We start from the raw sequence: 19600 nt of genomic DNA on the forward strand, positions 1-19600 counted from the left end.
GAACCCCCCCGCCCCCGCCGGCCGGGGCGTCCGGACCGGCCGCCACAGGCGGGGGAAGGGGCCACGACGGGGGGCGTCCCGCCGTTACCGGCGTGCCGGCGCCGGCCGGCGCCGCATCATCGCCCTCAATCGCGGCGGCAACGGCCGGCGTCGCTTCGCCGTCGATCCCTTCGGCATCGGGCGCGAGCCGCAGCAGGATCGCGTCGCCGTCGTCCGGCGTGCCCTGCGTGCGGCGCGCGCGCAGCCACGCGGTGAAGCGCGACCGCAGCCCGCCTTCCGCCGGCGACACCGGCTCGCCGTCGCCGGCGGGCTCGCCGAAACTGGCCGCCTGTTCCTCGGCGTGCTGCCACGGGTTGCCGATCTCGCCGACCGCGAGGCGCTGGTTCGCCAGCCCGTTGGCGAACATCGCGTTCGCCACGTCGATCGCGATCGGCCGCTGCGTCGCCGGCGGGGCCGGCGTCTTCGTGATCGCCCGAATCGGCCGTTCCATCAGCGTATGCGAGCCGAGGCCCATCTGCGCGACGCCGATCCCGAGGTTCAGCAACTGCTGCGCGCGATCGGAATCGGACATTGCATCCCAGTTCTTCACGAGCGACACGCCCTGGTCGACCATCTGATAGCCGCCGATCGCGCCGCCCGTGACGTTGAGCACGCCGGCCGTGCGGCCCGTCGTCTGCGCGACCGACTGGAACGCATCGGCTTCCTGCGCGAAACGGCCGAGACCGGCCACGTCGGCCGTCACGCCCTCGCCGCGCGATGCCAGCGTGACCATGTCCGAGACCTGGCCCGTCGTGCGCAGCAGCGACGACGCCTCCGCGAGCGACTTCGCCGCGACGCCGAGCCCGCCGCCCGCGATGCCCGCGCCGCTGCCGATCAGGCTGATCCAGTCGCCGCGCGCCTGCGCATTGCCGAAGCCGATCGACTGCCCGTGCTCGCTCAAATTGTTCAGGTCGCTGATCGCCGCCGGCACGCCGACCGCCATCCCGGCGCCGACCGCGGTCCACGCGGCGCCGAGCATCAGGCCGCCGACCGGCGCACCGATGCCGCTCGCGACCAGCACGACACCGCCCGCCGCGGCGAGAATGCCCGTGCCGATCTCGAGATAGTGTTCGACGTGCTGGTACCACTCCGTCTTGTGTGCGTCGATCGGTTCGTATTGAGAGTAGCCGCCGGACGCCGCGCCATTCGTCAGGCTCTTCGGCACGTACAGCTTGCCGTCGTCCGACAGCGCGTTGTTGTGCTGGTAGTCGTCGACGGTGTCGTACTTCCAGCCGCGATCGTCGATCAGCTTGAACTGGTCCGGATGGTTCGCGACCTGTACCTTGAACAATGCGCTCGGCGCGGTACCGGTCCCCTTCGACACGTAGTAGATCGGCACCAGCGACACGACCGCATGGTCGCCGCCGACCTTGCGGATCTGGTCGACGACGGTCTGGATCATCTGCGTCGCCGCCGAATTCCTCGCGTACAGCGACCGACTGTTGACCGCCACACCGTTCTGCAACTGCCCGTTGCCGACGATCAACTGCTCGAGCATCGCCATCGACGGCACGTCGTTGCGGTCGGTCGGCATCGCGGCCGGGTCGTCCGGCTGAATTCCGAGCCCCGCGCCGACGAAGTTCGTCATCTGGTCGGAGCCGGTGGTGAACGTGTAGGACTTGTCGTCGAAGTTCTTCTGGAAGTCGTCGAAATACGCCTTCAGCTGCTTGTCCGGATCGGCCTGGAACAGCTTGTAGCTGGCGTTGGCGGCGTCCTTGTTCTGCTTGTTCTGCGCACTCTTGGTGCCCTGGTCGTAACGCAGCTTGAAGTCGTTCGCGAAGCCAGCCTGGAACCGGTCGTCGTTCTGCATCTTCGACAGCAGCGCCTTCGACAGCGCCGGATCGACACCCGACGACAGCGCCTCGCGCACGGTGTCGAAACCGTAGCCGGTGTTGCTGCCGCGCAGCGTGTAGATCAGCGTCTTCGCGTTGCCCTTGTCGTTAAGCAGCCAATTCGCGACGTCGTCCTCGCGCTGCACGGGCACGCCGCTCGCGGTCGGCTGCTGGTCCGCCAGCCCGACCGCCTTGCTGAGCCCCTTGTAGAACTCGGTGCCTTGCCCGTACGGCTGCGGCGTGCCCGTGTTCGTCTGCATCCACTTGTTGCCGAAATCGTGCTCGACGGTGTCGAGCACGACGCCCGCGAACTCGGGCGGCGCATTGTTCAGGATGTCCTGCATCCACTTGCCGGCCTTGTCGGCGTTCATCGTGTCGTCGTAGCGCGCACGCATGCTCGCCTGGTCCGTTGCATCCGCATCGGGCTTCTGCATCAGCGGATCGATCTGCGTATGGATGAACTTCGCGTCGAAATGCGGCTGGCCGGCCTGGGTCCACAGCGTCTGGCGCTCGTCGAGCGAGAACGACGCGTCCATGTTGGTCTTCAGCACCTGGAGCGCCGCGCCGGGATTGCTGCCCGGGCCCTGCATCAGCTGCGCGACCTGCTGCTTCGTGTACTGCAGCCGCACCTCGGGCGCCGCCGCAAGCAGCGTCTGGATCTTCTGGTAACCGGGATTGTTCTTGTCCGCCTGCGCTTGCGCCATCGCGTACGCGAACACGCCGCCCGCCTGGTCGATCTTCGCGTTCAGCGCCTTCGCGTCCGCGTCGCTCTTGCCGTCGGTGCTCACCGGAACGCCTGTCAGCTTGACGAACGCTTCCGCGAGCGGATTCTGCTGCGCGAGCGCCTTCTCCTGCGGCGACAGCTTCGGATCGTTCGGATCGACGGTCACACCGGTGTCCTGCAACAGCGCGAACGTGACCGGATCGGATTGCGCGAGCTGCTTCATCTGCGGCGACAGCGACGGATCGTCGGGATTGATCGTCGCGATCGTGCGCTTGAGCTGGCTTTCCTCGCCCAGCGCGTCGACGAGGCCGGTGTACCACATGCCGTCGTGATTCTGCTTCACCGACGCGACGACCTGCTTCTGCTCGTCGGCCGTGACGTAGGTCAGTGCGGTGTCGTCGCCGCCCGTCACGACCTTGTCGTACTGGCTCTGCGCCTGCGCCAGCGCCTGCGTGATGTCGGCCTCGTCGGCACGGCGCAATCCGCCCGGCTCCTTCTGCCACGCCGCGTAGTCGGCCTTCGCGTCGTTCAGGCGCAGCGTCGCGGCCGACGTGCTGTATTCGTGGCGCAGCGCAGTGGTGAGGGCCGTGTAGGCGTTGTTGGCATTCGTGTCGGCCGTGCCGGCCGCCTGGCGCAATTGCGCGCCGACGTCGGGATCGGCGCGCCGGATTCCGCCCGGCAGCGCGTCGTACTGCTTCACGTCGGCGTTCGCGGCCTGGTCCTTCTGCATCGCCAGCGCGAACTGGAACGCCTTCACGTTGGTCGCCCGCTCGGGCGCCGATTCGGCCGACACCGCCTTTTGCGCATCGTCGAGCACCGAGCCGAGCACCGGATCGTTCGGCGTCGCATTGCGCAGATCCGAGGCCACGCCCGCGATCGCCTTGTTCGTGTCGCCGCCGCCGTCGGCCGCGACGCGCATCTGGTTCTCGACGGCCGCCTGCACCGAGCCCCATGCCGCTTCGGCCTTCTTCACCTGGTTGTCGAGATCGGCCTGCGACGCGCCCTGGTCGTGCAGGCGCTTGAGCGTCGCCATTTCGGCCTGCGCGAGCTGCAGCAGGCGCTGCGTCTCGGCCTGCGCGGCCGCGAGGGCCTGCTGTTCCGGCGTCTGCGCCGGCGGGGTGCTGCCGGCCCCGTTCTTCGGTGCCGGATCGTCGTCATCCTGCGGCTGCGGCACGTTCACCGGTCCGCCCCCGCCCACAGCCATCAACACCATGTCCGTTCTCCCGCGGCATGCGTGACGTGCCGGCACAGCGGCAGGCGGGCCACGCGCAATGGTCCATTGTGCCGAACGGGCGCGCGTGAAAAAGCCGCGCATTACGTAGTCGCCGGGCCGGTTGCGGCAGCGCGGGAAGACCCGCGCTACGAACGCAATCAACCCGATGCCGCGATTCGGTCCTTGCCGCTTCGGGCGGAAAATTTTGCTGAATGTCGCGCATCGGGTCAGAAATACACGCTGTCGCCAACCGGCGACACACGCCTTTCGCGATGCGTCACCGCGCCGACGCTCGCCGCCGCCTGCTCCTGACCACGCCGACGCTCGCGCTGAACCGCTCCGGCCCTGCCGAATCGTTCAGCACACGCGACGGCCGCATTTCGCGCCGATTCGACCGAAACCCCCCGCATCCAAACGCCGCGATTCCACGCGATCCCGCAGAGGACCTTTCCTGTGCAACGCCTTAATCGACGATCGCACGTTCTCCAATAATGCCCACTCGATCCGTCGGCCCGCGCGCCGACGCGACCCACCGGCGATCGGGCCGGAGACCAACGAAAAAAGTCATATGCATTCCTATAAAACCAACCAGCCCGCCGCCGCGCGCGTTGCCGCGCCGCTTGCCGCCCGCCGCGGCCGTCGTACCGGTGCGCTCCCGATGACCGTGATTGCCGCCTGTGCGGCCGGCTGCTTGATTCCCTGCGTCGCGCGAGCGCAGAGCAGCGTGACGCTGTACGGCCTGATCGATACGTCGATCACCTATGCGACCAACCAGCGTACGCAAGGCGCCGGTTCGCCGGGCAGCGGCAGCGTCGCAATGACGAGCGGCGCGTTGAACGCGTCGCGCTGGGGGCTGCGCGGCCGCGAGGATCTCGGCGGCGGGACGGCAGCGGTCTTCACGCTCGAGAACGGCTTCTCGGGCACGACCGGCAAGCTGTCGCAGAAAGGCGTCGACCTGTTCGGCCGTCAGGCGTGGCTCGGCGTGAGCTCGCGGACGGCCGGCACGCTCACGTTCGGCCGCCAGTACGACCTGATCCTCGATTTCGTGACGCCGCTCGGCGCGTCGGGCCCCGGCTGGGGCGGCAATCTCGCGGTGCATCCGTACGACAACGACGACTCGAACCGCAACCTGCGCATCAACCATGCGGTGAAGTACACGAGCCCGACGTATCGCGGGCTGACGCTCGGCGCGATGTTCGGATTCTCGAACACGGCCGGCGCGTTCTCGAACAACGCCGTGTGGAGCGCGGGGCTCGGGTATGCGAACGGGCCGCTGAAGCTCGGCGCCGGTTACCTGAAGATCAGCCGCGACCGCAACGCGCCGAATCCGGACGGCGCACTGAGCACGCTCGACGGCTCGGCGACGATCACGGGCGGCAACCAGCAGATCTGGGCGCTGGCCGGCCGTTATGCGTTCGGCCCGCATTCGGTCGGTGCCGCATGGTCGCACTCGGCCACCGACGGCGTGAGCGGCGTGCTCCAGGGCAGCGGCATCACCACGCTGAAGGGTGAATCGCTCGTGTTCGACAACTTCACGGTCGACGGCCGCTACTTCGTCACGCCGGCGTTCAGCGTGGCCGCTGCGTACACATACACGATGGGCCGTTTCGACACGCGCACGGGCCAGACGCGCCCGAAATGGAACCAGGTGGTCACGCAGGCGGACTACGCGTTCTCGAAGCGCACGGACGCGTATCTCGAAGCCGTCTATCAAAGCGTGAGCGGCGGCAACGGCAACCCCGCGTTCAACGCGACCGTCTGGACCATGACGCCGTCAGCCAACAGCAACCAGGTCGTGGTCGCGCTCGGGCTGCGGCACAAGTTCTGAGTGTGCCGGCGACGCGCGATACGCCCGCACCGGAAGGTGCGGGTCACGCATATCACCTGAAGGCAGTCATCCGCCTTCTCCGGCTACACAACGACGATCCAATAAAGGAAGCCGCACACGCCATCAAGCGTGTGCGGCACGAAGCCGTGGGGAATCAAACACGGCGATCCGCGCACATGGATCGATTTGCCGAGCGTGTGATCGGTTGCGGGGGTCTCCCAACGACCAGCCTATCCGTCATGCCCGATCACCACCTTGCCGAGATGCGCCTGGCTCTGCAGATACCGATATGCGTCAGGCGCGCGCCCGAACGGAAAGCGCTCATCGATGATCGGGCGAAGGCCATGCTGCTCGATGGCTCGGTTCATCGCTTCGAAATTTGTCCGGCTGCCTGCGTGTACCGAGACGACGGTCAGATCACGCACGAACATCGTATAGAACAACTCGGATACGGTACCGGCCTCCTCGCCTTGAGCAAGCAATCCCATCAAGACGAGCCTTCCACCGATGCGCGCAGCCGCACACGAATTGGCGAGCGTTCCTCCACCGCCACTGTCGACCACGACGTCGGCGCCGCGACCGTCCGTCAGTCGCGGGACCTCGTCCGCCCAATCGGGGCATGCCTTGTAGTTGACGATTTCGTCCGCGCCCAATGCGCTCAGCCGCTCGCCTTTTTCAGCACTTGACGTGGTCATGATGACTCGGGCGCCGAGGCGCTTTGCGAACTGCAACGCGAACACCGCAACGCCGCCGCTTCCCTGCAGCACCACTGTGTCTCCTACTGTCACCTGTCCCTTGCCGACGATAGCCATCCATGCCGTCACACCGGCGGTTGGAAGCGTCGCGCCTTCCTCATAGGACAGATGCGACGGCAGGCGTACCAGGCCTTGCTCGTCCAGGACGACAAATTCAGCAAGCATCCCGTCGATGCCGCTGCCGAGGTCCGTCTGCGCGCCTTCGTGCCGGTAATCACCGTCGATCCAGTCCTGACGGAAGATCGCGGCAACGCGCTCGCCTACACGAACGCGCGTCACGTTCTCCCCGACCTCGACGACCTCGCCGGCGCCATCCGACAACGGCACTCTCCCCGGCGGCAGATCTGCGCCAACCGGAATGCCACGCATGACCAGAAGATCGCGATAGTTCAACGCATTGGCGCGCACACGAACCAGAACCTGGTTGGCTCCGGGCCGCGGTCGATCATGCTGTCGTATCCGGATGCCGTCGATCGTGCCGTAGTGCTCGATGTGGTACGCACGCGCTACCCGACTCATGCTCATACCTCGATGAAGAGACTGCGGAACCCATGCATGCCCGCGAGCAGGCCACGTACGGCTCGGGTTTTGTCCACCTTGTAGTCGTGGGCGTGGCTCAGCAACCATTCGAGCATCATTCGGCTTTCGATCCGAGCCGCATGCATGCCCAGACATACGTGGATACCCGATCCAAACGCAACCTGCGGTATGGATGAGCGCTCGACGTCGAATTCATCCGGACGTTCGAAAATTCGGTCGTCGCGATTCGCGGCCTGATAAAGGAACATCACCGCCTGACCAGGCTGAATCGTGTGGCCATGCCACGTCACGGCATTCACCGCCCGGCGTCCAAGCATCGGGGCGGGCGCATCGAAGCGCATGGCCTCCTCGACCGCTTTCCCGCACAGCGCGCGATTGCTCGCGACCTTGGCGCGCTGCTCGGGAAACTCGGCCAGCCAGTACAACAGACTGCCGAAATGCTTGGGGAACGTCTCCATCCCGCCGATGAAAAGCGGCAGCGCGTTTTGCGCGACCGTCAGGTCGTCCAGGCGGTGCCCGTCGATGTCCGCCAGAAGCAGCATCCCGATCACGTTCTCGGGCGACGGACCTTGCTTGCGGTGACGGTCCACCAGTCGCAGAAAGTAGTCGATCAACTGGCCTCCGGCGGCGTCGGCGCTGGTCGCCGACGTATCCGACGTACCCTGCGGGGGAATGTCGTGGAAGAACGGCTCGAACACCTCGACCCACTTCACCAGCATCGGTCCGTCCTCGAGCGGAATGCCGGTCAGGTGCGCCGCGACGTCCGTCGCGACCGGTAACGCAAACGCCTTGACCGCATCGAATTCCCGTTGGCTCAGCAACGGTGCGCCGTATGTCTCGATGCGCTCGGCGATGAACGCCGGCAGCCGCGCCTGTACCTCGGTCGGACGGAACGCGGAGGCAACCGCTTTACGAAAGCCGGTATGCTCGGGCGGGTCCATCGACATGAACGTACTGCTGTCCGGGATCAAGCGCTTCTGCAACAGATTGCCCGTGGCGATACCGGCTTTCGCCGTGTAGTTCTCCCGATCGAGCGAGGCTTTCTGAATATCGTCGAAGCGTGACAGCACCCACGCATCGTACTTTTCCATGAAATAGGCGGGAGCCTCATCGCGCAATTGGCGATACGCGTCCCAAGGATTTTTCATCAGTTCCCGGTCGTAGGGGTCGTAGTACACCATGTCAGTCTCCTCACGATGATCAGGGGCGTCGATGGCGATATCGGCACCGAGCCTGGTCGAGATATGAGGTGCCATTTAATGACAGTGCGAACCACCAACCAAGGCTGGAAACAGGCAATCGACCGGACAAAAACGATCAATGCTTGACGCGTATGCCAGGCCAGCACAAGCTCGATGTGCCGTTCAGACATGAGGCCATCATGCACAAGCGCGAATTTTCGAACACGATTCCGATCGGTTATGCCCAGCCCTTGCTCGATGAGCTCAGGAAAATGGGCGACGACGTGCTGCCCGAACTGTGGCGAAGCGCTGGAATCAACACGCCACTGGATGCCGTGCTGAAGGGCGTGGTGGCCGCATTGCCGACACCGGAGTTTTCGCGGCTGTATCGACATGGCATCGGCACGCTGGAAACATGGTGCTGCGAGCGCGACGGGCATCGGCCGCTTGGCATCCTCGCGGTCAACATGCTGTGCTACTGCGTGATTCACTGCTCGACTTTAGGGAACGCGGTAGAACGAGCGGCGCGATTCAACGAAGCCATGGAGGAACGCGGCGGCCGGCTGGCGACGGTCGAGTATGGTGCGACGGCGCAGTTCACGATGGAAACCCGGCGTGGCAGCCGCGACCATGCCGCGCTACTGGTCGATCTTACCGGCCTCTATTTCTACCATCAGCTGTTTTCCTGGCTGATCGGCCGCCCGCTGAATCTGAAGGAAGTGGCGCTCGCGTATCCGCCACCGGATCCGTTGCATCAACTGATCGACGTGTTCGACGCACCGCTGCGCTTCGATCAGCCGGTCAACTCGTTCAGCTTCCCTGCTCGTCTGCTGAACCATAAGGTGGTCCGTTCGTATTCCGAGCTGGAAGCCATCATCGACTACTTTCCATTCGATTTCGGTCTGGCAGCGATTCCCGAATTCAAATTATCGGATCAAGTGCGCCTGCTGTTACTCGACGCGCTGCAGCACCGAGGGGACGCACCCAACTGCGAAACCGTGGCTCAGCTATTCCACATGAGCACGGCGACGCTGCGTCGGCGCCTGCGAGCCGAACACTGCTCGTACGGAGACTTGCGCGCGCTTTGTCAGCTCGAGGCCGCGCAGCACCTGCTCGCCTCCACCGATATGCACCTGGCCGACATTGCAGCGCGGATCGGGATGAAGAGTGACCGGGCGTTTCGACGCGCATTCCGGGACTGGATGGGCATTGCGCCATCGGAATATCGGCTGGGCGCCAACAAGTCCTGAGCGCGCCGGCGACGCGCGACACGCCCGCACCGGAAGGGCGCATGCTGCGTGCGTTCGCGCAAGCAAGAATGCGTGCTGCGTCGTTTCCGCGCAAAAAAGACCGAGAAACTGGTCACGCTGTGACATTTTTCCTAATCTTGTTGCAGCGGCGCGGTGCGTCGGCGTCCGGCCGAGACAATCTTTCATCTGGCACGCCGCCGGCTTACGAAAGCGCATCGCGCACGGAAGCCGGCGCTTTCATCTCGTCTCGCCGCATGCGTAACGCGGCAGATCGCCCCACCACGCTTTCCATGCAAGTCAACCGCAGGAGACGCACGATGAGCAAAACGAACCGATTTGCGGTCATGACGGCGTTCGCGCTGCTGGCGGGTTGCCACCACGCGGCGAAAACACCCGAGAATGCCGAGATGGCGCCGGCGCCATCGAGCGAAGCGGTCGCCACCGTGGCGGCCGACGACCTGAACAATCCGAACAGCCCGCTCGCGAAGCGCAGCGTCTACTTCGATTTCGACCAGTACTCCGTGAAGCCGGAATACCAGACGCTGCTGCAGTCGCACGCCGACTACCTGCGCAGCCATCCGTCGCGCCGCGTGCTGATCCAGGGCAACACCGACGAACGCGGGACGTCCGAATACAACCTCGCGCTCGGCCAACGCCGGTCGCAAGCCGTGATGAGCGCGCTCGAAACGCTGGGCGTGCAGGCCACGCAACTCGAAGCGGTCAGCCTCGGCAAGGAAAAGCCGGTCGCGCTCGGCCACGACGAAGATTCGTGGGCGCAGAACCGCCGCGCCGATCTCGTCTATCGTTGACCGGATGCCGCCGCGACGGCGACATTCCGGCCCCCGTCCCCCGTTACTGTCATGCGGCGAATCGCCGGGGCGCCCCGGCTGCGTGCGCGTGCTCGTGCTCGTGTGAGCGCGTGCGCCGCTGCGCGAGCACGGCGCCGCCCGACGCGCGTGCGCCCCGCGCGCCGATTCGTGTCGCTATATGCCGCGACGCGCCGATACCCAAAAAACATGGAATAAACCGCCTGGCGGAGACGTTTCGTCATCGCGCGGTCGCCGGTTCACGCGAACCGCCCTGCCGCGCGGCCTGCGCGGTCCAAGGAGAGTGAAATGAAATCGGCAAGATTGGCCGCGGCGCTCGTCGCGGCGCTGATGCTGGTGCTGTCGGCGGGATGTACGTCGTCGGGCGGCGGGATGTCGCAAGGATCCGGCATGAGCCGCTACGGCGGCGCGGGCGGCAACGGAGGGGGTAGTGGTGGCGGCGGAGGAGGCGGCGGCTACTGAAACACCGCCTCCCGGAATCGGGCGAGGCATCGCGCGGGAACACGGCCGGGAACCGGCTGCGTTGCGCGCGACGCCCCGCCCTGCCGCTCGACGGCTCAACGCATGGCCTTCACGTCGGCCGGCGTGACGCTCGCGGGCTGTCCGCCCCATGTCGCACGCAGGTAGTTCGCGAGCTGCGCGAGTTCGTCGTCGCTCAGCGTGTGCGCGAAACCCGGCATCGGCTGCAGGTTTTCGTAGCCGGCAAACTTCTGCTCGTCGACGCCGTCGAGCATCGCGACCAGCAGGTTGCGCGCGTCGCTCTGACGCAGCGTCGAATTGCCGTTCATCGGCACCGCCACGTGCGGCTTGCCTTCGCCGTTGAAGCCGTGGCAGCCCGCGCACACCGCGAGATACACCGAGCGGCCGGCCGCGAGCTGCGCGGCGTCGGCCGACACCGGCTTCACCGGCTGCGGTGCCGGCGGCGTATCGCCGAGCAGGTACACGGACAGCGCGCGCAGGTCGTCCTTCGCCAGGTACTGCGTGCTCAGGTGCACGACCGGATACATTTCGCCGAACGCCGAGCCTTGCGGCGCGATGCCGACGCCGAAGAACGTCTGCAGGTCGGTGCCCGTCCAGCCGCGCGCGGCGAGGCCGGCCGGCGTGATGTCCGGTGCGGCCACGCGGCCGAGCGCCGCGCCCGCGAACGGCTTCGCGCCGTCGAGCTGGCCCGTGAACGCACGCGGCGTGTGGCATTCCGCGCAGTGGCCGAGCGCGCCCGCCAGGTAGCGGCCGCGCTGCCAGTCGGCGGACTGGCCGCGCGACGCGTCGGGCAGGCTGTCCTGCAGGAACACCATGTCCCAGAACACCATGCCGAAGCGCAGGTTGTACGGGAACTCGAGTGCGTGCGCGCGGTTTTCCTGCGCGACCGGCTTCACGGTCCTCAGGTACGCGTACATCGCGTCGCTGTCGGCGCGCGTGAGCTGCCGGTACGACGTGTACGGCATCGACGGATACAGCCGCTTGGCCGGAGCCTTGCCGTCGTGCAGCGCGGCGTAGAAGTCGTCCGCGCTCCAGCTGCCGATCCCGTGATCCTTGTCGGGCGTGATGTTCGAACCGTAGAACGTGCCGAACGGCGATTCGAGCGGCGCCCCGCCGGCGAACGGCGCGCCGTCCTTCGCGGTGTGGCACGCCGCGCAGTCGGCGGCCTTGACGAGATAGCGGCCGCGCGCGACCGGGTCGGCACCGGGCGCGCCGGAAGCCGCGTTCGAGGCCGGGGCGTCGTGGCCGCCGCAGGCGGCGAGCAGCAGCGCGCAGGCGGCCGCGAGCGCGGGCAGGCCCGCGGCCTGCGCGGCACGGTGGGCGAATGTGCGTTTCATGCGGCGTCCTTCACGAGTCCCGGCGTCGTCAGGATCACGTCCTTCACGGCCTGGTAGTAGCGGACGTAACCCGTGCAGCGGCAGAGGTGCGCGTTCAGCGCGTCGGTGATCGTGCGCTCGACGTCGGCCTTCGCGACCGGCTCGCGCGCCAGCCGCTCGATCAGCACCGTCGCCGCGTTGACGAAACCCGGCGTGCAGTAGCCGCACTGGAAGCTGAAGTGCTCGAGGAACTTCTGCTGGATCGGCGACAGTTCCACCACTTCGCCGGCTTCGTTGCGCTTCGCGTGGCCTTCGATCGTGCGGATCGAACGGCCGTGGAAGAAGTGCGCGCCGGTGATGCAGGTGCGCATTTCCTCGCTCGTGCCGTCCGGCTTGTCGACGATCACGACGCATGCGTGGCAGATGCCCTGCCCGCAGCCGAGCCGCGAACCGGTGAGGCCCGCGTACTCGTGCAGGAACTCGATCATCATCAGCCCCTCGGGCACCTGCATCGGGCCGACGGACTTGCCGTTGATCTTCAATGACAGCGGCTTCTGCTGAAAGCGCACGAGCGGACGCTCGACGGCGGCCGGAGCGGCAGCGGATACAGCCGATGCAGCCGGCACCGCGGCGGATGCGGATGCCGGCGCGGCCGAAGCCGCGTTCGGCGCAGACGCGGCGGTCGCGGCCGCGCTGGCGCTCGCGGCCGACGCGGCGGTTTGGGCGGTCGTCATGCGAGCACCTCCTGAATCTTTTGCGGGGTCACCGGCAAGTCGGTGAAACGATGGCCGATCGCGTGCGCGATGCCGTTCACGATCGCGCCGACGACGGGGATCATCACCACTTCGGCGACGCCCTTCGGCGGATCGGTCTCGGACAGCGGCGGCAGGATGTCGCCCGTCTGCGACCACACGGCGACATCGGTCGCGCGTGGCAGCTGGTAGCGGTTGAAGTTCCACGTGCCGTTGCCCGGGCCGTCTTCGTAGAGCGGCAGGTACTCGTGCAGCGCATGGCCGATGCCCATCGCAAGGCCGCCCTGCAGCTGGCCCGACACGAGCTGCGGCGAGATCTGGTTGCCGCACTCCATGATCGAGTGATGCGTGAGCAGCTCGACCTTGCCGGTCGCTTCGTGCACGGCCAGCTCGACGAGCGTGCCGACCGCCGTGTAGTACGTGACGGCCGCGTTGTTGCGGCTCGTCGGCGGGATGAACACGCGCTTGCGGTCCAGCACGCGATAGCCGTTCGCGGTCGGCGCCAGCGTGCCGCGCAGCGCGGTCGCGCCGGCCGGCGCGACGGTGCCCGGCAGCGGGCCGTCGGCGCCCGTCTTCGGCGCGCCGACACGCAGCGACAGCCCGTCGATCGGCAGGCGCTCGACCGCGCCGCCCACGTCGAACTCGGCGTCGGTCCATTGCCAGCGGTTGAACACGTGCACGACGGCGCCGGTCGGCAGGCCGAGCGCATGCGCCTGCTTCGCGAGCTGCTCGAACGTCAGCGGCTCGAGGCCGTCGGCGCTCAGCTTGCCGTCGACCCAGCGCGCGTCCTCGATGCGGATCGTGTACGGCGCGGCCTGGCCGCCGCCGAGGCCGCGCGTCCAGATCGACATCGCGGCCGGCCACAGTCCGTAGCGGAACACCGCGCGCGCGGCCTCGCGCGTGCTGTGCGTGAAGTAGTACGCGGAGTTGGTCGCGCTCGACGGCGACGCATAGCCCGGCGACCAGCGCGGATTCGCGCTCAGCCGATCCTGGTCGGCCTGCGACATCAGGTACGGATCGCCGCTCGTCTCGACCGGCAGGTCGGGCCATTCGGTCACCGCGACGCGCACCTCGGTCGCCGGGCGGCCGAGCCACTTCGCGACCGCGACGGCCTGCGACGTCGACATTCCGGTGCCGATCTCGGCCGCCGTGTGTTGCAGCGACACCTTGCCGTGCTCGTCGAATTCGACCTTCGCGAACGATGCCTCGGCGCCCGTGCCGAAGTCCTTCTGCACGCACGCGAAGCCGACACCGTAGCGCTTGCCCGGGTTCGCGGCCTCGAATTCGGCCTTGCGCGCCGCGCGACGCGTCCACAGCGGATGCTGCCTCGCGCGTTCCAGCACTTCGTCGACGCGCAGCGCGCCGGCGGGAATCGCGCCCTGGGTGTTCTTCATCCCCGAACGCAGCGCGTTGCGCAGGCGGAACTCGATCGGATCGAGGTTCAGTTGCGCGGCGATCTCGTCGACGGCCATCTCGGTCGCGGCCATGCTCTGCAGCGTGCCGTAGCCGCGGGCGGAGCCGGCATCGATCGCGCGCGACGCGATCGCGACCGCCGCGAGGTCGCTCTTCGGGAAGTAGTAGATCGATTGCGCGGCCGTCGCGCCGACCATCGCCACCGACGGCGAGAAATTCGAGCGCCCGCCGCCGTTCGCCTCGAAGTCGCCCTTGAACGATTGCAGCAGGCCCGTGTTGCGGTCGACCGCGATCCGGTAACGCATCCTGAACGCATGACGCTTCAGCGACGTCTGGAACTGCTCGTAGCGGTCGTTCGCGAACCGCACGGGGCGGCCGTCCGCGTACAGCGCGCAGACGAGCCCATAGAACGGCACGTTGAAGTGATCCTTCGAACCGTAGCCGACCGTGTAGCACGGATGCACGAACAGCTTCTTCACCGGGAAGCGGCATTTCGCGACCATCGCGGCCGCGTTTTCCGACACTTCGAGCGGCGACTGGGTCGGCACGACGAGGTGCAGCGACTGCGTCGCGGCGTCGTACCAGCAGTTCGCGTTGTCGGGTTCGAGCGCGGCGGTGTCGACCGACTGCGTGTTGTACTCGCGGTCGAACACGAGCCAGTCGGCCGACGGATGGTCGAGCTCGCTAGCGATCTGGCCGGCGAGAAACATCCCCTGCTCGTCGAGCTTGCCGTGCTCCTTGCCGTCCGGCCAGACCGGCAGGTGCTTGCGCATCATGCTCGGGAAGATCGGCGCGTCCTTCAGGCTCGAATAGACATCCTCGTCGTAGGCCGTCTTGCCGCCCACCCGCACGTAGCGGAAGGTACCCCACGGATCGCGCTCGAGCGGGCCCGTGACCGCGCCGTAGCGGATCACGTCGTCGCGGAACTTGAGCGCGTTCTTCGCGAAGCGGAAGCGCGCGAAGTCGTGGTAGATGAGGATCGCGACCGCATGGCCGAGATACGCGGGCGTCTTGCCGGCGGGCAGCAGCATGTCGTCGCCGTAGAACGCCGGGAACGCGACGCCGTCGCGCGCGAGATCGTCGGCCGTGACCACGCGGTCCGGCTTCAGCTCGTCGCCGAGCAGCGACAGGTCGAAGCCCTCGTAGGTGCGGTCGGCCTGCGTGACGCGCAGGATCAGCGCGTGCGACTGCTGCTGCGGCCAGTGCGGCATGTCGGCCGCGCGCACGTCGCGGGCGAATACTTTCGAGCCCGTGACCTTCGCGATGCCGTCGATGCGGAATTGGGGGATGCCGGTGACGCTATCCCATTTGACGGGGGTGAGGAGTTTTTCTTCGAAGAGCGCCGCGAACGCGCGGCTGCCGATGGGCGCGACGTAGACCGCGACGCCCGCCAGCACGCTGGCTTTCAGAAAACCCCGCCGTGACAGGCCGTGGTTTTTCATTGGGGGGAACCTCCTGATGCGGCTCGGACGGCGATCGGGTGTCGCGGCGTTCGGAGCGGCGCGCATTCTGGCATTGTTTTTGATATATCGCCTATAGTATTTCTCGCATGAATTGCTTATTGGATTTCTTATAACGGGATTCGGACGAGCTGCGGCGCGCGGTCGCGGGCGGCACACGCGTGCGACTGCGCAGTGTCGCGCCGGCCGCATCGATGGCTGCCGGCCGATCGTGCGCCATCGGCGGCCCCGTGCGGCGCGCGCTGAAACCGGTCCGCGCGCGGCTGCCCGAGATCGTTCCGTCGGCAACGATCCTGCGTGTGCATCGGCGAATCCGCAAGACGCGCGCGGACGAGATTGACGACGATGCGCCGACGTCCCCGCACGGCACGCGCGGCCGATGTTTCATGGTAATGTCGTGCGCATCCGGTTCGCCGGTCATCCCGCCCCGTGCCGGGCGGGGCGGCCGGCGATGCACCGCATCGTGTCGAGGTCAAAATAGCCATGGCAGTCAAGGCACGCCTCCTGAACGCCCTTCTCGCCACGCCCCCCTGCGGCGATCACTACGTGACGGCCGCGCTGCGCCCGTCGATGCTCGTCACGCTGTTCGAGGACGTGCGTCCGATGGCGCTGTCCGGCCTCGCCAGCGCGTTCGTCGCGGCGATCGCGCTGTTCCGGCTGCAACAACTCTGGTGTTTCGTGTGGCTCGTCGTCGACGTCGGCCTGCTCGCCGCGCGGCTCGCGATCGCACGTGCATATGCGGTACGTCGTGCCGCCGGCGACGATCGCGCCGAATACTGGGCACGGCGCTATGCGCCCGTGTCGCTCGCCGCGTGCTTCGTGCTCGGCCTCGGCGTGATGGGCTGCGTGGATGCGCCCGACGTCGAGCTCGGCACGCTGGCGGTGATGGTCGCGGGCGGCGTGTTCGGCGGGATCGCGTCGCGCAATTCGGCGCTGCCGCGGCTCGCGATGACGCAGGTCACGCTCGGCGTCGTGCCGATCGGCGTCGGCGCGCTGCTGGTCCAGCGGCCCGGCGCATGGCTGCTGCTGCCGCCGCTCGTGATCTATCTCGCGGCCATGCGCACGGTCGTCGAGCGCCATTACCGCGTGCTGGTCGCGCTGATCGCCGCACGCCAGCGCAACGCCGAGCTCGTCGCGCGCTTCGACGCCGCCCTCACCTACATGCCGCACGGCCTGTGCATGATCGACGGCGAAAGCCGCGTGATCGTCGCGAACCGCCGCACCGCGCAACTGTTCGGCTCGCCGCGCGAGATCATGCTGGACACGCCGCTGCCAGACGTCGTCGCGGCGCTCGGCGCGAACGCGCGCACCGATCCCGACGGCGCCAGTCTCGCCGTGCAATGCGACCTCTGGCTGAACCATGACGAACCGGAGCCGCTCGACATCGCGCTCGCCGACGGCCGCCAGCTCGAACTCACGCGCCACCGCGTGCCGGACGGCAACGCGGTGATCATCGTTGAGGACGTCACCGCGCGCCGCCAGACTGAGCAGCATATCCGGCACCTCGCGCGACACGACGCGCTGACGGGATTGCCGAACCGCCACGAGTTGCATGCGCAACTCAAACGGATGCTCGCGCACCGGCCGCACCTGCCGCACGTGCCGAGCCCCGCGCTCGCCGTCATGTATCTCGACCTCGACGGCTTCAAGGCGATCAACGATCGCTTCGGCCACCAGGCCGGCGACGAAGTGCTCATGCAGGTCGCCGAGCGGCTCGGCAAGACGCTGCCGCCCGGCGAACTGGCGGCGCGGGTCGGCGGCGACGAGTTCATCGTCGCACTCGACGCAACCACCATGCAGGCGTGCTCGGCCCTCGCCGCGCGGATCATCCGGCAGATCTCGGCGCCGTACACGCTGTCGATCGGCGAGACCGTCGTCTTCGGGATCAGCATCGGCATCGCGCTCGACGACGGGCACGGCTCGCCCGACGAACTGATCCGGCAGGCCGACAGCGCGCTGTACGACGCGAAGTCGGCCGGCAAGGGGATCTACCGCTTCTATTCGGCCGGAAGCAGCCGCGTGACGCCCGCGACCGCGAGCTGAGCGCGCGCTCGTTCCCGTCGGCGGCCACCGCGCTGTCCGGCTTGCCCGTTCGCTTCCCGCGATTCATTCCGGAAACGCCTTGCATGGTTCGACGCGTGCGCGCAGATGTTCCGCCGCGGCCGCCCATGTCACGTGACGTGTTCCGTAACATCGGCGCGCGCCGCGGGTAGCGTTCGCTGCAGAAGCCCGCACGATCGCGACGGCGCGCGGCATTTGATGGCTGGCACTCTTATTGCTCCTTGACCAGGAAACAGGATGTCAGGGAGGCCACTCATGAATACCGTCGAAGTCCTCAGCCGCGCGGAAACGATCGATCAACCGGACGTGATCGACGGTGCCTCGCTGATCCGGCGGCTCGTTTCCGAGCGCCGCATGCCCGCAGCGCGTGAAGCCGCGTGCGTCGACAATCCGCCGCTGACGCTGTACGGCGCGTTTCGCCAGGGCGTCACCGACCATGCGGCGCGGCGCGCGAATCCGTATCGCGCCGGCAGCCGTTTCTGGACGCTGTGGGAAGAAGGCCGTATCGAGGCTGAAACATCGGGCCGCTGACGCGCTCGCGCGCCGGCCCCGTCGCGGCAAGGGGCTGACGCGCCACGCGGCGTGCGCAGGCGGCCGCCCCGCACGCCGGCATGCGTTTCAGCGCTGCAACATCGCGCGCGGCTGCTCCGGTTGCGCTTGCCGCGCGTTCGCGCACGGGCCGCCTGACGGCGCCCGACCTCGGCCGCACCGCGCGCCGCGCGGCGGTCGTTTCCCGATAAGATGGCGGATTCCCGTTCTCCGAACGATGTCGCCATGACCGCCTCCTCCTCACACCGAAATCCCATCCACTGCGAAATCGATCTCGATGCGCAAGGCAAGCATGCGGGCTATCTGCGCCTTCCGCATTCCGTGCATCGCTCCGCGTACGGCTGGCTGCCGATCCCGATCGCGTCGATCCGCAACGGCGACGGCCCGGTCGCGCTCGTGATGGCCGGCAACCACGGTGACGAATACGAAGGCCAGATCATCGTGTCGCAGCTGATGCGCGAGATCGACCCGGAGAGCGTCACCGGGCAGCTGATCCTGCTGCCGATGGCCAATTTCCCCGCGGCCGACGCGGGCCTGCGCGTGTCGCCGCTCGACGAAGGCAACCTGAACCGCAGCTTTCCCGGCAACCCGACCGGCACGCCGACGCAGATGATCGCCCACTACATCGAGCATGCGCTGCTGTCGCGCGCGCAGTATCTGGTCGACCTGCATTCGGGCGGCAGCTCGCTGCTGTACCAGGGCGGCAACATGCTCGCGATCGACCCGCTCGACGACGACGAAGCGGCGAAGCTCAACGGGCTGCTCGTCGCGTTCGGATTGCCGAACGCGCTGCTACACGCGCCGAACCCGGTGCATTCGGCCTCGGCCGCGCGCCGGCAGGGCGCGATTTCGATCGTGACCGAACTCGGCGGTGCGGGAATGGCCGATCCGTCGCTGATCCGGCTCGGCCGCCACGGGCTGCTGCACTATCTCGGCTACATCGGCCTGCTGCACGGCGAACTCGTGCCCGATGCGCCGCCGACCGTCACGCGCTTCCTGCGCGTCGACGGCGATCGCCACTTCGTCTACGCGTACGAACGCGGGCTGTATGAACCGCTCGCCGAACTCGGCGACCAGGTGAAGGCCGGCCAGCCGGCCGCGTGGGTGCACTTTCCCGATACGCCGCTGCGCGAACCGGTGCTGCATCGCTTCAAGGGCGACGGTGAGGTGGTGTGCAAGCGCGTGCCCGCGCAGGTGCAGCGCGGCGATTGCCTGTTTCAGCTGGCGGAGGCGTCGACGCCGGCGCGGGTCATCGGGTGATGTGCGTGGAGTTGGCCAGACCGGACGGCGATCGCTCGGCGCTACACGTAGACATTTGGAAGATCAACAACATGCGTCTTCCTCCAACGATCCGACGAATTTTCCAGTAGCGCGACAGAG

At 67.4% G+C, this 19600-nt stretch carries 14 protein-coding genes; 7 read left to right on the forward strand and 7 right to left on the reverse strand.

Annotated elements, in window-relative coordinates; all coding sequences use genetic code 11:
• Positions 1-3808, reverse strand: a 3808-nt coding sequence (locus NQV17_RS20225; RefSeq protein ID WP_257773601.1) for a DUF4781 domain-containing protein, incomplete at its 3' end; no start/stop codon positions are given.
• Positions 3809-4376: 568 nt separating this feature from the next.
• On the opposite strand from NQV17_RS20225, the gene NQV17_RS20230 reads away from it, so the two are divergent.
• On the forward strand, positions 4377-5636 hold the full coding sequence (locus NQV17_RS20230) for a porin (RefSeq protein WP_257773602.1): 1260 nt from the start codon (positions 4377-4379) through the stop codon (positions 5634-5636).
• Between the two features lie 230 nt (positions 5637-5866).
• Here the strand turns inward: NQV17_RS20230 and NQV17_RS20235 are convergent, their stop codons facing one another.
• Positions 5867-6910 (reverse strand): NAD(P)-dependent alcohol dehydrogenase, encoded by a 1044-nt coding sequence (locus NQV17_RS20235; RefSeq protein ID WP_257773603.1) that lies wholly within the window; start codon positions 6908-6910, stop codon positions 5867-5869.
• Positions 6911-6912: 2 nt separating this feature from the next.
• Positions 6913-8112, reverse strand: a complete 1200-nt coding sequence (locus NQV17_RS20240) for a cytochrome P450 (RefSeq protein WP_257773604.1) — start codon at positions 8110-8112, stop codon at positions 6913-6915.
• A 200-nt stretch (positions 8113-8312) separates the two neighbouring features.
• Between NQV17_RS20240 and NQV17_RS20245 the strand changes: the two genes are divergently transcribed.
• The 3 genes from NQV17_RS20245 to NQV17_RS20255 all read left to right on the forward strand — a co-directional run bounded on the left by NQV17_RS20245 (position 8313) and on the right by NQV17_RS20255 (position 10651).
• Complete coding sequence (locus NQV17_RS20245) at positions 8313-9362, forward strand: AraC family transcriptional regulator (RefSeq protein ID WP_257773605.1); 1050 nt, start codon at positions 8313-8315, stop codon at positions 9360-9362.
• A gap of 317 nt (positions 9363-9679) precedes the next feature.
• Positions 9680-10171, forward strand: coding sequence for a peptidoglycan-associated lipoprotein Pal (pal, locus tag NQV17_RS20250; RefSeq protein WP_257773606.1), 492 nt, complete (start codon positions 9680-9682; stop codon positions 10169-10171).
• 306 nt (positions 10172-10477) lie between these two features.
• Positions 10478-10651 (forward strand): hypothetical protein, encoded by a 174-nt coding sequence (locus NQV17_RS20255; RefSeq protein ID WP_185640807.1) that lies wholly within the window; start codon positions 10478-10480, stop codon positions 10649-10651.
• Positions 10652-10746: 95 nt separating this feature from the next.
• Here NQV17_RS20255 and NQV17_RS20260 read toward each other — a convergent pair whose 3' ends face one another.
• From NQV17_RS20260 to NQV17_RS20275, 4 genes are all read right to left on the reverse strand, one after another.
• Positions 10747-12006, reverse strand: coding sequence for a cytochrome c (locus NQV17_RS20260; protein ID WP_257773607.1), 1260 nt, complete (start codon positions 12004-12006; stop codon positions 10747-10749).
• Positions 12003-12719: a (2Fe-2S)-binding protein gene (locus NQV17_RS20265; RefSeq protein ID WP_257773608.1), complete on the reverse strand. Its 717-nt coding sequence runs from the start codon at positions 12717-12719 to the stop codon at positions 12003-12005. Before NQV17_RS20265 ends, NQV17_RS20260 begins: the two co-directional genes overlap by 4 nt.
• Positions 12716-15592 (reverse strand): xanthine dehydrogenase family protein molybdopterin-binding subunit, encoded by a 2877-nt coding sequence (locus tag NQV17_RS20270; RefSeq protein WP_257773609.1) that lies wholly within the window; start codon positions 15590-15592, stop codon positions 12716-12718. Before NQV17_RS20270 ends, NQV17_RS20265 begins: the two co-directional genes overlap by 4 nt.
• 91 nt (positions 15593-15683) lie before the next feature.
• Positions 15684-16031 carry a hypothetical protein gene (locus NQV17_RS20275; RefSeq protein ID WP_257773610.1) on the reverse strand — a complete coding sequence of 116 codons (348 nt, stop codon included), beginning with the start codon at positions 16029-16031 and terminating at the stop codon, positions 15684-15686.
• 62 nt (positions 16032-16093) lie between these two features.
• On the opposite strand from NQV17_RS20275, the gene NQV17_RS20280 reads away from it, so the two are divergent.
• The 3 genes from NQV17_RS20280 (at position 16094) to NQV17_RS20290 (ending at position 19480) form a co-directional block, all read left to right on the forward strand.
• Entirely contained in the window at positions 16094-17653 is a 1560-nt protein-coding gene (locus NQV17_RS20280) for a sensor domain-containing diguanylate cyclase (RefSeq protein ID WP_257773611.1), read from the forward strand.
• Positions 17654-17926: 273 nt separating this feature from the next.
• Positions 17927-18202, forward strand: coding sequence for a hypothetical protein (locus tag NQV17_RS20285; RefSeq protein ID WP_257773612.1), 276 nt, complete (start codon positions 17927-17929; stop codon positions 18200-18202).
• 243 nt (positions 18203-18445) lie between these two features.
• Complete coding sequence (locus NQV17_RS20290) at positions 18446-19480, forward strand: succinylglutamate desuccinylase/aspartoacylase family protein (protein ID WP_257773613.1); 1035 nt, start codon at positions 18446-18448, stop codon at positions 19478-19480.
• Positions 19481-19600 lie beyond the last annotated feature (120 nt).

Origin of the sequence: Burkholderia sp. SCN-KJ (genome assembly GCF_024656005.1) — a bacterium.
GTDB lineage: Bacteria > Pseudomonadota > Gammaproteobacteria > Burkholderiales > Burkholderiaceae > Burkholderia.

Excerpts from the sequence above, each read along its gene's own strand:
- NQV17_RS20290 (WP_257773613.1), top strand. The coding sequence starts at position 18,446 with ATGACCGCCTCCTCCTCACACCGAAATCCCATCCACTGCGAAATCGAT.
- NQV17_RS20255 (WP_185640807.1), top strand. The coding sequence starts at position 10,478 with ATGAAATCGGCAAGATTGGCCGCGGCGCTCGTCGCGGCGCTGATGCTG.
- NQV17_RS20280 (WP_257773611.1), top strand. The coding sequence starts at position 16,094 with ATGGCAGTCAAGGCACGCCTCCTGAACGCCCTTCTCGCCACGCCCCCC.
- NQV17_RS20260 (WP_257773607.1), bottom strand. The coding sequence starts at position 12,006 with ATGAAACGCACATTCGCCCACCGTGCCGCGCAGGCCGCGGGCCTGCCC.
- pal (WP_257773606.1), top strand. The coding sequence starts at position 9,680 with ATGAGCAAAACGAACCGATTTGCGGTCATGACGGCGTTCGCGCTGCTG.
- NQV17_RS20270 (WP_257773609.1), bottom strand. The coding sequence starts at position 15,592 with ATGAAAAACCACGGCCTGTCACGGCGGGGTTTTCTGAAAGCCAGCGTG.
- NQV17_RS20245 (WP_257773605.1), top strand. The coding sequence starts at position 8,313 with ATGCACAAGCGCGAATTTTCGAACACGATTCCGATCGGTTATGCCCAG.
- NQV17_RS20265 (WP_257773608.1), bottom strand. The coding sequence starts at position 12,719 with ATGACGACCGCCCAAACCGCCGCGTCGGCCGCGAGCGCCAGCGCGGCC.
- NQV17_RS20235 (WP_257773603.1), bottom strand. The coding sequence starts at position 6,910 with ATGAGTCGGGTAGCGCGTGCGTACCACATCGAGCACTACGGCACGATC.
- NQV17_RS20285 (WP_257773612.1), top strand. The coding sequence starts at position 17,927 with ATGAATACCGTCGAAGTCCTCAGCCGCGCGGAAACGATCGATCAACCG.
- NQV17_RS20275 (WP_257773610.1), bottom strand. The coding sequence starts at position 16,031 with ATGACCGGCGAACCGGATGCGCACGACATTACCATGAAACATCGGCCG.
- NQV17_RS20240 (WP_257773604.1), bottom strand. The coding sequence starts at position 8,112 with ATGGTGTACTACGACCCCTACGACCGGGAACTGATGAAAAATCCTTGG.
- NQV17_RS20230 (WP_257773602.1), top strand. The coding sequence starts at position 4,377 with ATGCATTCCTATAAAACCAACCAGCCCGCCGCCGCGCGCGTTGCCGCG.